Genomic DNA, 11,193 nt, shown 5'->3' with positions numbered 1-11,193 from the left:
CCACTGGGTTGATAGGCCGGATGTGGAAGCAGGGACTGAAGACCTGTGGAGCTGACCGGTACTAACCTGCCGATAACTTCACAACCACACTCACATGAGTTAAAAGAGATTCTTTGTTGTGCTACGCGTCCACTATGCGGTTCCCGAGTCACGGGCACCAACCCCCCAACACTTGGTGTTATGCCGGTGGTTGGGTGTGAGGGTTGCCTGGTTCTCGATAGTGTTACGGTGGTCATAGCGTGGGGGAAACGCCCGGTCCCATTCCGAACCCGGAAGCTTAGCCCCACAGCGCCGATGGTACTGCCCTGGTGACGGGGTGGGAGAGTAGGACGCCGCCGGACAACCATTCCCAGGAGGGGGTGGGAGCAGTCGCACAGCGACTGACTCCCACCCCCTTCCTGCATTTCCGGGGAAGATTTCACACGCGACGGGCGGGGATCCGGGCGAGCCGAGGCCGTCCGGCGACTAGACTGGCGGCCATGTCCACCATCTCCCGCGACGAGGTCGCGCGCGTGGCTGCGCTGGCACGAATCGATCTGCGACCGGACGAGGTCGACCGCCTCGCCGGTGAGCTCGACGTGATCGTCGAGTCGGTCGCTCGCATCAGCGAGGTCGCCACCGCAGACGTGCCCGCGACGAGCCACCCGCTCCCGCTGACGAACGTGTTCCGAGACGACGTGCCCGAGGCCCCGCTGCCCGTCGAGGACGTCCTGGCCGGAGCCCCGCAGCAGGAGAACGGCCGGTTCGCCGTCCCGCAGATCCTTGGCGAAGAGTGAGATGGGTACCAGCGACATGACGAACGACATCACCCGGCTCAGCGCGTCCGACCTCGCGTCCGCGCTGACCAGCAAGGACCTCACCAGCGTCGAGGCCACGCAGGCCCACCTGGACCGCATCGCCGCCGTCGACGGCGACCTGCACGCCTTCCTGCACGTCTCGTCCGCGGAGGCGCTGGCCACGGCCGCCGAGGTCGACGCGAAGCGCGCCGCCGGCGAGGAGCTGCACCCGCTCGCGGGCGTGCCCATCGCGGTCAAGGACGTCGTGGTGACCAAGGGGCTGCCGACGACCGCGGGGTCGAAGATCCTCGAGGACTGGGTCCCGCCGTACGACGCGACCCTCGTGGAGCGCATCAAGGCGGCGGGCCTGCCGATCCTCGGCAAGACCAACATGGACGAGTTCGCCATGGGCTCCTCGACGGAGCACTCGGCGTTCGGCAACACGAAGAACCCCTGGGACCTCGACCGGATCCCCGGCGGGTCCGGCGGTGGCTCCGCCGCGGCGGTGGCCGGCTTCGAGGCACCCCTGGCGATCGGCACCGACACCGGCGGCTCCATCCGTCAGCCCGGTGCCGTCACCGGCACCGTCGGCGTGAAGCCCACCTACGGTGGCGTCTCCCGCTACGGCCTGATCGCCATGGCGTCGTCGCTCGACCAGGCCGGCCCCGTGACTCGCACCGTGCTCGACGCCGCGCTGCTGCACGAGCTGATCGGCGGGTACGACCACCACGACTCGACGTCGATCAACGAGCCGGTCCCCGGCGTCGTCGCGGCCGCCGAGCTGGGCGCCAAGGGCGACCTCAAGGGTCTGCGCGTCGGCGTCGTCAAGGAGCTCGCGGGCGAGGGCTATCAGGCCGGCGTCTCCGCGCGGTTCGAGGAGTCGCTCGACCAGCTGCGCGCGCTCGGCGCCGAGATCGTCGAGGTCTCCTGCCCCAGCTTCACCTACGCGCTCGACGCGTACTACCTGATCATGCCGGCTGAGGCGTCCAGCAACCTGGCCAAGTTCGACGGCATGCGCTTCGGCCTGCGGGTCGAGCCGGCCGAGGGCCCGGTCACCGCGGAGCGCGTCATGGGCGCCACCCGCGGCGCGGGCTTCGGCGACGAGGTCAAGCGCCGCGTCATCCTCGGCACCTACGCCCTGTCCGCGGGCTATTACGACGCCTACTACGGCAGCGCGCAGAAGGTCCGCACGCTGATCCAGCGTGACTTCGCGGCCGCGTTCGAGCAGGCCGACGTGCTGGTCTCGCCCACGGCGCCGACCACGGCATTCAAGTTCGGCGAGAAGCTCGACGACCCGCTGGCGATGTACCTCAACGACGTCGCGACCATCCCCGCGAACCTCGCGGGCGTCCCCGGCATGTCGCTGCCCAACGGCCTCTCCGACGACGGCCTGCCCGTCGGCTTCCAGATCCTGGCCCCCGCCAAGGCCGACGACCGCATGTACCGTGTCGGCGCCGCCCTCGAGGCAGCCCTCGAGAGCAGCTGGGGCGGCCCCCTCCTGAACAAGGCACCCGAACTCAAGACCACGGAGCTCGCCCGATGACCGCACCGTCGACCGCCACGGCCACGAGCCTGGTCGCCTACGAGGACGCCGTCCGCCGCTACGACCCGGTGCTGGGCATCGAGGTGCACGTGGAGCTCGGCACGCTCACCAAGATGTTCTGCGCGGCCGAGGTCGCGTACGGCGGCGAGCCCAACACCCAGGTGACCCCGGTCAGCCTCGGGCTCCCGGGCGCGCTGCCGGTGGTCAACGGCAAGGCCGTCGAGTACGCAATCCGCATCGGCCTCGCGCTCAACTGCAGCATCGCCGAGAGCTGCCGGTTCGCCCGGAAGAACTACTTCTACCCGGACGTGCCGAAGAACTTCCAGACGTCGCAGTACGACGAGCCGATCGCCTACGACGGCTGGATCGACGTCGAGCTCGAGGACGGCGCGGTGTTCCGCGTCGAGATCGAGCGTGCGCACATGGAGGAGGACGCCGGCAAGAACACCCACGTGGGTGGCTCGACCGGCCGTATCCAGGGCGCCGAGTACTCGCTGGTGGACTACAACCGTGCCGGCATCCCGCTGGTGGAGATCGTGACGCGGCCCATCGAGGGTGTCGGCGACCGGGCCCCCGAGGTGGCACGGGCCTACGTGCAGACGCTGCGCGACATCTTCCGCTCGCTGGGGGTCTCCGAGGCCCGCATGGAGCGGGGCAACGTCCGCGCGGACGTGAACCTGTCGCTGCGTCCGACGCCCGAGTCGCCCCTGGGCACGCGCACCGAGACCAAGAACGTGAACTCGTTCCGCTCGGTCGAGCGCGCCGTCCGCTACGAGGTCTCCCGCCAGGCGGGCGTGCTCGACGCCGGCCTGCCGGTCATCCAGGAGACGCGCCACTTCCACGAGGAGGACGGCACCACGTCGTCGGGCCGCGTGAAGTCGGACGCCGAGGACTACCGCTACTTCCCCGAGCCCGACCTGGTGCCCGTGGCCCCGAGCCGCGAGTGGGTCGAGGAGATCCGGGCGACCCTGCCGGAGCTGCCGGTCGCGCGCCGGCGCCGGCTCCAGGGCGAGTGGGGGTACGCCGACGCCGAGATGCGCGACGTCGTCAACGCCGGGGCCATCGACCTCATCGAGGCGACGGTCGCCGCCGGGACGAACGCCGCGGGCGCCCGCAAGTGGTGGATGGGCGAGCTCGCCCGCCGGGCCAAGCAGGACGAGCTTTCGCTCGCGGACCTGTCCGTCACCCCGGCGCAGGTCGCGCAGCTCCAGCAGCTCGTGGAGTCCGGCCGGATCAACGACAAGATCGCCCGCCAGGTGCTCGACGGCGTGCTCGCCGGAGAGGGCGACCCGGAGGCGGTCGTCGCGGCCCGTGGCCTCGAGGTCGTGTCCGACGACGGCGCCCTGCTCACCGCGATCGACGAGGCGCTGGCGGCTCAGCCGGACATCGTCGAGAAGGTCCGCGGCGGCAACCAGGGTCCGGTCGGCGCGATCATCGGCGCCGTCATGAAGGCGACCAAGGGCCAGGCCGACGCCAAGCGGGTCCGGGAGCTCGTGCTGGATCGGATCGGGCAGTGACGGCTCCGGCCGTGGCGACCCTGGCTGCGAGGCCGGGCCGGTGACCCGCGGACCCCTCCTGCACGGCGACATGACCCGGTTGCGGCCCATCGAGGCCCGCGACTCGGAGCGCCTGTGGGAGGCAGTCCAGGATCCGGAGGGCACCCGCCTGACCGGCACCACCGCCGTCTTCACGCGCGACCAGATCGACGACTGGGCGAGCACGGTCAGCGACCGGCCCGGCCGGTACGACTGGGCGATCTGCCCGGCCGCCATGCGGGACGGCAAGCCGATCAGCGACGACATGATCGGCGAGATCGTGCTGAACGACCTCGACGAGGCCGTCGGCTCGGCCAACCTGCGGCTCCAGCTCCTGCCGAACTACCGGGGCCGCGGGTACGGCCGGGAGGCCATCGACGAGGTCCTGCGGTTCGCGTTCGATGGGGTCGAGAGCGATCCCGGCCCGCACCTGCACCGGGTGAGCCTGGACGTGCTCAGCATCAACCCGCGCGCCCAGGCCCTGTACGAGTCGCTCGGGTTCCGCCAGGAGGGCCGGCTGCGGGACGTCTACCGCGACGGCGACACGTGGGCGGACGCCATCGTGATGAGCATCCTCGAGGACGAGTTCCGGGCGCTGCGGGACTGAGCCGCCGCCGGGTCCCGGCCCCTGTCCCGTCCCGGGTCAGGGGCCGCCGGTGATGTAGGCGGTGAGCTGGTCCCGCTCGGCCTGGACCTCGGCGATCCGGTGCTTGACCACGTCGCCGATGCTCACGATCCCCGTGAGCCGCGCGTCCACGAGCACGGGCACGTGCCGCACCCGGTGCTCCGTCATCACGGGCATGAGCTCGTCGAGCGTGGCGTCGGGGCCGCAGGTGTGCACGGCGACCGTCATGATCGCCTCGACCGTGCCGTCCAGGATGTCGTCCCCGTCCGAGTGCAGCCTGCGCACGACGTCGCGCTCGCTGACGATGCCGTCGACGGTGACGCCGTCGTCGGACACTACGACGGCGCCGATCCGGTGCTCGGCGAGGACGGCGAGCAGCTCGCGCACGCTCCGGTCCTTGGAGATGGTGACCACGGAGCCACCCTTGCGGCGCAGAGCCTCTGTCACGCGCATCGGGATACCTCCATCGAGTGCACGGCGGAGACCGCGTCGTTGCGGCCTCCTGAATACGACGGTACGGCACCGGGCGAAAATTCCCCAGGGGTGAGGGGGTCACCCTGTGGACGCCGCGTGTCGGTCCCGCCGGACCGGAGGTAGCGTGACGAGGCCGTTCGCCCGCATCGCGCACGGCCACCCAGCATCGAAGGAGCTGAACAGTCATGAGTCGTCCCCTGCGCTCCCGGACGTCCACCCACGGCCGCAACATGGCCGGAGCCCGCGCGCTCTGGCGCGCCACCGGCATGGGTTCCGAGGACTTCGGGAAGCCGATCATCGCGATCGCGAACTCGTACACGCAGTTCGTACCGGGGCACGTACACCTCAAGGACATGGGCGACCTCGTGGCCTCGGCGATCCGTGAGGCCGGCGGCGTCGCCAAGGAGTTCAACACCATCGCGGTCGACGACGGCATCGCGATGGGCCACGCCGGCATGCTCTACTCCCTGCCGAGCCGCGACCTCATCGCGGACTCCGTGGAGTACATGGTCCAGGCGCACACCGCGGACGCGCTGGTCTGCATCTCCAACTGCGACAAGATCACGCCGGGCATGCTGAACGCCGCGCTGCGGCTCAACATCCCGGTGATCTTCGTGTCGGGCGGCCCCATGGAGGCCGGCAAGGCCGTCGTGGCGAACGGCGTCGCGAAGACGCCGCTGAACCTGATCAACGCGATCAACTACTCGGCGGACGAGAACGTGGACGACGCCGCGCTCGGCCTGGTCGAGGAGAACGCGTGCCCCACGTGCGGCTCGTGCTCCGGCATGTTCACCGCGAACTCGATGAACTGCCTGACCGAGGCGCTGGGCCTGTCGCTGCCCGGCAACGGCTCGACGCTGGCGACGCACGCAGCCCGCAAGGAGCTGTTCCTGGAGGCCGGCCGCACCATCGTCGACCTGGCCCGCCGGTACTACGAGGACGAGGACGACTCCGCTGCGCCCCGCGGGATCGCCACCAAGGCGGCGTTCGCGAACGCGATGGCGCTCGACGTGGCCATGGGCGGCTCCACCAACACGGTGCTGCACATCCTCGCCGCCGCCCAGGAGGCGGAGGTCGACTTCACGCTCGCCGACATCGAGGACATCAGCCGCCGGGTGCCGTGCCTGTCCAAGGTGGCGCCCAACCACCCGGACTACCACATGGAGGACGTGCACCGGGCGGGCGGCATCCCCGCCCTGCTGGGCGAGCTCGACCGCGGCGGCCTGCTGGACCACGACGTCACGTCGGTGCACACGCCCACGCTGCGCGCGTGGCTCGACGACTGGGACATCCGCGGCGGCAAGGCCACCGACCGGGCGCTCGGCCTGTTCCACGCGGCCCCGGGCGGCGTGCGCACCACGAAGGCGTTCTCCACGAACAACCAGTGGGAGACGCTCGACACCGACGGTACGGGCGGCTGCATCCGCGACGTCGAGCACGCGTACACCGTCGAGGGCGGGCTGGCCGTGCTGCGCGGCAACCTCGCCGAGGACGGCGCCGTGTTCAAGACGGCGGGCGTCGACCCCGACGTCTTCCACTTCGTGGGCAAGGCGCTCGTCTGCGAGTCGCAGGACGAGGCCGTCGAGAAGATCCTCACCAAGCAGGTCGAGCCGGGCCACGTCGTCGTCGTGCGCTACGAGGGCCCGTCCGGCGGACCGGGCATGCAGGAGATGCTCTACCCGACCTCGTACATCAAGGGTCGCGGCCTGGGCAAGGTCGTCGCGCTGATCACGGACGGCCGGTTCTCCGGCGGGTCCAGCGGCATCTCCGTCGGGCACGTCTCCCCGGAGGCCGCGGCGGGCGGCACGATCGGCCTGGTCGAGGACGGCGACGAGATCGAGATCGACGTCGACACCCGGGTGATCCGGATCAACGTGCCGGACGAGGTGCTCGCCGAGCGGCGCGCCAAGATGGAGTCCTCCGAGCGGCCGTGGCAGCCCGTCGCCCGCGACCGGTACGTGTCCCCGGCGCTCCAGGCCTACGCGGCCCTGGCGACGTCGGCCGACCGCGGGGCCGTGCGCGACGTCGCGCGCCTGCGGCGCGGCTGACGCCCGAGCGTGACATGTCGTCCGGCGGCGGACCCGGGCAGGGTCCGCCGCCGGACGACGCACTGACGAGCGGCGACGCCGAGGGGTCTGTCGGGTGTCGGAGTCTCGTGCCATGGTGGGGGGACCCGGACCGCAGGACGCACGAAAGAGGGCGCGACCCATGAGCGACGAGATCACCGCTGCCGAGTTCACCGCGGCGGAAGGCACGGACGACTGGCGGGTGCTTCACGACGCGGCGCTCGCGCGGTTCACCACCGGCTCGTTCGCCACCGGGCTGGTGCTGGTCGCCCGCATCGGAGAGCTCGCCGAGGCCGCGAACCACCACCCCGACGTCGACCTGCGCTACGGGAGCGTGACGGTGCGGACCTGGTCGCACGACATCGGCGGGCTGTCGGAGCGGGACCTCGGGCTCGCGCGGGCGATCTCGGCGGCCGCCCGCAACGTGGGCGTCGCGGCGGACGTGACCGGGCTGCGCGAGGTGGCGATCGCGATCGACGCCGTGGTCGGGCCCGCGGTCCAGGCCTTCTGGCAGGCGGTTCTGGGCCACGAGGCGCAGCCCTACCGCGGCGGCAACACGGCCGCGGGACGGCTGCTCGACACGGACGGGCGGGAGCCCCTGTTCTGGTTCCAGCAGTCGGACGAGCGGCGGGAACAGCGCAACCGCATCCACGTGGACGTCTGGGTGCCGCACGACCTGGCCGAGGCACGCGTGGCGGCGGCGGTCGCCGCCGGCGGGCGGCTCGTCACGGACAAGTACGCCCCGTCGTGGTGGGTGCTGGCCGACGCGGAGGGCAACGAGGCCTGCGTGTGCACCTGGCAGGGCGACTTCTGACGCACCCGGAAAAGAGGATGAACTCCGGCCCGGGAGTGGGTAGTGTCTCGCGCTTGTGCGCCCGCTCACCCCACCCGCCCGGAACCCCTACTGGCGGTTCCTCCTGGCAGGCTTCCGCGGGCAGTCGGCCTACCCGCTCGCGACCCTCGCCGGCCTCGTCGCCAACGCCACGTTCGGCGTGCTCAAGGGCTCGATCATGGGGGCCGCGGTCGAGAGCTCGGGCGGTGACCTGGCCGGGTACACGGCGGGCAGCATGGCAGCGTTCGTCTGGCTGGGGCAGGGGCTCCTCGGGTCGGTGAACCTGTGGGGCGGCAGCGACCTGCAGACCCGCATCAAGTCCGGCGACGTCGCCGTCGACTTCCTGCGGCCCGTGAGCGTCCAGGCCTCCCATGTGCTGACCGACGTCGGCAAGGGGCTGTTCGGCCTGCTGCCACGCGGGCTGCCGAGCGTGCTCATCGGGGTCGCCATCGGCGGCATGGTGCTGCCGTCCGACCCGAGCGCGTACGCGCTCGGCCTGATCAGCCTGCTGCTCGGCATCGCCGTCTCGCACGCCTGCGTCTATGCCGTCGGGACGTCGGGCTTCTGGCTCGTGGAGTCCCGCGGCGTCGCCGTGTTCTACATGTCGTTCTCCGGGCTGTTCGCCGGCCTCTACACGCCGATCTACCTCTTCCCGGACTGGCTGCTGACGCTCGCGCTGCTCACGCCGTTCCCGTCGATGATGCAGCTCCCGGTCGACGTGCTCTCGGGCCAGGTCACGGGGGCGGCGGCCTGGCAGCACCTCGGCGTGCAGGCGCTGTGGCTCGCGATCGTGCTCGCCGTCGGGCACCTGACCACGCGGGCCGGCCGCCGCAGGCTGGAGGTGCAGGGTGGGTGAGCCGGAGCGGAGCCGCAGGCTCGGCCACTGGAAGGCCCTGGCTGAGGGCCTGCGCGCCTACCGGGCCGTGATCGCCAGCCGGGCGCGTTCGCAGGCGAGCCACCGGGCGAGCTTTCGCATGGACCTCGTCGGCGCACTGCTCGTCGGCCTCATCGAGTTCGGCGAGATCTGGGTGCTGTACTCGGCGACCGACCAGATCGGCGGGTTCACGCTCGCGCAGATCATGCTCGTGTTCGGCCTGTCCGACCTCGCCTTCTCGCTGGCCGACCTGGTCGCCGGGCACTGCGACAACCTCCCGGTGTACGTCCGCGCGGGCACGCTCGACGTGTTCTTCCTGCGCCCGCAACCGGTGCTGGCGCAGCTCGTCACGAGCGACCTCAGCCTGCGCCGCATCGGGCGCTGCCTGGTGGGCGCGACGTCGCTGACGGTCGGCCTGGTGCTCAACGAGATCGACTGGACCGCGGGCACCGTCGGGCTGCTGGTGCTTGCGCTGGCCAGCGGTTTCGTCATCTTCACGGCGCAGTTCGTCACCGCGGCCGGGCTGCAGTTCTTCCTGGTCAACGGCGCCGAGATGACCAACGCGTTCGTGTACGGCGGCCGGTACGCGGCCACGCAGCCCACGAGCGTGTGGCCGCGCAGCCTGCTGGTGGTCTTCGGCGTCGTCTTCCCCGTGGCGTTCGCGGCCTTCCTGCCGGTCTCCACGCTGCTCGGCACGCCGGGCGTCGCGGGTCTGCCGGTCTGGCTGGGCTGGCTGGCGCCCGTCGCGGCGCTCTGGGCGGTCGTCGTCGCAGGGCTGTCCTGGCGCTCGGGCCTTCGTCACTACCGAGGAGCGGGTGGATGAACGTCATCGAGACCGAGGGCCTGACCCGGGTGTTCACCGGGCGGCCGGAGCGCGGGAACCGGCTGCGGCGGGCCCGCCACGTCGCCGTGGACGACCTCGACCTGACCGTCGCGGCCGGCGAGTCCGTGGGCTACATCGGGGCGAACGGCGCCGGGAAGTCGACCACCATCAAGATGCTCGTCGGCATCCTCGTCCCCAGCAGCGGCACCGTGACGACCATGGGGCTGCACCCCCTGAAGCAGCGGCGCGCGCTCGCCCGCCGGATCGGGGTGGTGTTCGGGCAGCGCTCGCAGCTTTGGTGGGACCTGCCGGTGCGGGAGTCGTTCTCGATCCTGTCCGCGATCCACGCCCTGACCGCGGCCGACGAGCGCGCCCGGACCGCCGAGCTGGTCGACATGCTGGAGATGGGGGAGTTCCTGGCCACGCCCGTGCGGCAGCTCTCCCTGGGACAGCGCATGCGGGCCGAGGTCGCGGCCGCGCTGCTGCACCGCCCGGACCTGGTGATCCTCGACGAGCCGACGATCGGCCTGGACGTGCTGTCCAAGCAGCGCCTGCGCGAGTTCCTCGTGGCGCAGCGGCGCGAGCACGGCACCACGCTGCTGCTGACGACGCACGACATGGGCGACGTCGAGCGGCTCTGCGACCGGATCCTGGTCGTGGACCACGGCCGCCTGGCGTTCGACGGCACGCTCGACGGGCTGGCGCGCACGGTCGGCGCGCGGCGGGAGCTGGTCGTCGACCTCGCGGTGGCGACCCCCGACCTGGTGGACGTCGACGGCGCCGAGCACGTCCGCAGCGACTCGGACGGTCTGCGGCAGCGGTTCGCCTTCGACCCGCAGCGCACGACGGCGGCGCGGGTGCTCGCCGCGATCTCGGAGCGGGCCGAGGTGCTGGACCTGTCGATCGCCGAGCCCGACATCGAGGACGTGGTGCGCGAGATCTACCGGGCGACGCGGCGGTAGGCGCCACCCGGCGGTAGCGGGGAGCGGCTCAGCCGAACAGCGACTGGACGTCGAGCTCGATCGGGAACGGCAGGTCGACCTTGAGGGCCTCGCGGTAGATGCCGGTCGGCACGTAGGTCCTGGTGAGGTCGTCGAGCTCGTAGACGTGGATCGCGGTGACCGCGTCGACGTCCTCGACGCGCCAGAAGTGGCGGATGCCGGCCTCGGCGTACTTGTGGGGCTTGACGGCCCTGTCCCGGTGCGCTGACTCGGGTGAGACCACCTCGATCGTCAGGACGATGTCCTTGGCGTCGTAGCACGTGGCGTCGCGGCCGATCGACACCGTCGAGGCGACCACGTCGGGCTCGGGCCTGTTTCGGTCGTCCAGGCGGACGGTCATTCTGCCGTCGACCCTGATCGTGTCCGGTGCCTGTGAGTTCAGCATCTTGTGGATCGACTGGGTCACCCGACTGTGCCAATGGCGTTGAGGGAACAGTCTGAAGACGAGGGTTCCGTCGATCAGCTCCGTGTTCCTGGGAGCATCCGGCAGGTTGTCCAGGTCCTCGGCGAACCAGCCCTCGGGGCGTGGTGGGCGCATCCAGTCGGGGATCTGCTCAGTCATGGATCACCATGGCGATGCACCGGGCATGTGAGTGCTCGGTATCGGCGTTCTCGACGCATGCCTAGACGTTAATACGTCTATC

11 protein-coding genes and 1 rRNA gene are annotated in these 11,193 nt (G+C 71.1%); 10 read left to right on the top strand and 2 right to left on the bottom strand.

Annotation, left to right across the window (positions count from 1 at the left end; translation table 11 throughout):
• The first annotated feature begins 224 nt into the window (after positions 1-224).
• The 5 genes from rrf (at position 225) to ACZ7LE_RS17660 (ending at position 4,461) form a co-directional block, all read left to right on the top strand.
• Positions 225-341: ribosomal RNA gene (rrf, locus tag ACZ7LE_RS17680) — 5S ribosomal RNA — on the top strand.
• A gap of 138 nt (positions 342-479) precedes the next feature.
• The gene (gene gatC / locus ACZ7LE_RS17675; RefSeq protein ID WP_020013625.1) at positions 480-776 is read left to right on the top strand and encodes an Asp-tRNA(Asn)/Glu-tRNA(Gln) amidotransferase subunit GatC; all 297 of its coding nucleotides are present in this window, start codon (positions 480-482) and stop codon (positions 774-776) included.
• A gap of 1 nt (position 777) precedes the next feature.
• The gene (gene gatA, locus ACZ7LE_RS17670; protein WP_470404530.1) at positions 778-2,319 is read left to right on the top strand and encodes an Asp-tRNA(Asn)/Glu-tRNA(Gln) amidotransferase subunit GatA; all 1,542 of its coding nucleotides are present in this window, start codon (positions 778-780) and stop codon (positions 2,317-2,319) included.
• Entirely contained in the window at positions 2,316-3,836 is a 1,521-nt protein-coding gene (gatB, locus tag ACZ7LE_RS17665; protein WP_470404529.1) for an Asp-tRNA(Asn)/Glu-tRNA(Gln) amidotransferase subunit GatB, read from the top strand. The genes gatA and gatB overlap by 4 nt, the downstream gene beginning before the upstream one ends.
• Positions 3,837-3,876: 40 nt before the next feature.
• A complete protein-coding gene (locus tag ACZ7LE_RS17660; protein WP_470404528.1) occupies positions 3,877-4,461 on the top strand; it encodes a GNAT family N-acetyltransferase in 585 nt (194 codons plus the stop codon).
• 36 nt (positions 4,462-4,497) lie between these two features.
• On the opposite strand, the gene ACZ7LE_RS17655 is transcribed toward ACZ7LE_RS17660, so the two are convergent.
• Entirely contained in the window at positions 4,498-4,932 is a 435-nt protein-coding gene (locus ACZ7LE_RS17655) for a CBS domain-containing protein (protein ID WP_470404527.1), read from the bottom strand.
• A gap of 206 nt (positions 4,933-5,138) precedes the next feature.
• Between ACZ7LE_RS17655 and ilvD the strand changes: the two genes are divergently transcribed.
• The 5 genes from ilvD to ACZ7LE_RS17630 all read left to right on the top strand — a co-directional run bounded on the left by ilvD (position 5,139) and on the right by ACZ7LE_RS17630 (position 10,510).
• Entirely contained in the window at positions 5,139-7,001 is a 1,863-nt protein-coding gene (ilvD, locus tag ACZ7LE_RS17650; protein ID WP_470404526.1) for a dihydroxy-acid dehydratase, read from the top strand.
• A 160-nt stretch (positions 7,002-7,161) separates the two neighbouring features.
• Positions 7,162-7,833 carry a VOC family protein gene (locus ACZ7LE_RS17645; protein WP_470404525.1) on the top strand — a complete coding sequence of 224 codons (672 nt, stop codon included), beginning with the start codon at positions 7,162-7,164 and terminating at the stop codon, positions 7,831-7,833.
• Between the two features lie 55 nt (positions 7,834-7,888).
• Positions 7,889-8,707 (top strand): ABC transporter permease, encoded by an 819-nt coding sequence (locus tag ACZ7LE_RS17640; protein WP_470404524.1) that lies wholly within the window; start codon positions 7,889-7,891, stop codon positions 8,705-8,707.
• On the top strand, positions 8,700-9,548 hold the full coding sequence (locus ACZ7LE_RS17635; RefSeq protein ID WP_470404523.1) for an ABC transporter permease: 849 nt from the start codon (positions 8,700-8,702) through the stop codon (positions 9,546-9,548). Before ACZ7LE_RS17640 ends, ACZ7LE_RS17635 begins: the two co-directional genes overlap by 8 nt.
• Positions 9,545-10,510: an ABC transporter ATP-binding protein gene (locus ACZ7LE_RS17630; protein WP_470404522.1), complete on the top strand. Its 966-nt coding sequence runs from the start codon at positions 9,545-9,547 to the stop codon at positions 10,508-10,510. The genes ACZ7LE_RS17635 and ACZ7LE_RS17630 overlap by 4 nt, the downstream gene beginning before the upstream one ends.
• A gap of 28 nt (positions 10,511-10,538) precedes the next feature.
• On the opposite strand, the gene ACZ7LE_RS17625 is transcribed toward ACZ7LE_RS17630, so the two are convergent.
• On the bottom strand, positions 10,539-11,111 hold the full coding sequence (locus ACZ7LE_RS17625) for a Uma2 family endonuclease (RefSeq protein WP_470404521.1): 573 nt from the start codon (positions 11,109-11,111) through the stop codon (positions 10,539-10,541).
• Positions 11,112-11,193: the final 82 nt, after the last annotated feature.

Source organism: Promicromonospora sp. NPDC110617 (assembly GCF_055598465.1).
Note: the sequence above shows the minus strand (reverse complement) of the source record. Positions and strands in the feature narration are given on the sequence as shown.

Excerpts from the sequence above, each read along its gene's own strand:
- gatC (WP_020013625.1), top strand. The coding sequence starts at position 480 with ATGTCCACCATCTCCCGCGACGAGGTCGCGCGCGTGGCTGCGCTGGCA.
- gatA (WP_470404530.1), top strand. The coding sequence starts at position 778 with ATGGGTACCAGCGACATGACGAACGACATCACCCGGCTCAGCGCGTCC.
- gatB (WP_470404529.1), top strand. The coding sequence starts at position 2,316 with ATGACCGCACCGTCGACCGCCACGGCCACGAGCCTGGTCGCCTACGAG.
- ACZ7LE_RS17655 (WP_470404527.1), bottom strand. The coding sequence starts at position 4,932 with ATGCGCGTGACAGAGGCTCTGCGCCGCAAGGGTGGCTCCGTGGTCACC.
- ilvD (WP_470404526.1), top strand. The coding sequence starts at position 5,139 with ATGAGTCGTCCCCTGCGCTCCCGGACGTCCACCCACGGCCGCAACATG.
- ACZ7LE_RS17645 (WP_470404525.1), top strand. The coding sequence starts at position 7,162 with ATGAGCGACGAGATCACCGCTGCCGAGTTCACCGCGGCGGAAGGCACG.
- ACZ7LE_RS17630 (WP_470404522.1), top strand. The coding sequence starts at position 9,545 with ATGAACGTCATCGAGACCGAGGGCCTGACCCGGGTGTTCACCGGGCGG.
- ACZ7LE_RS17625 (WP_470404521.1), bottom strand. The coding sequence starts at position 11,111 with ATGACTGAGCAGATCCCCGACTGGATGCGCCCACCACGCCCCGAGGGC.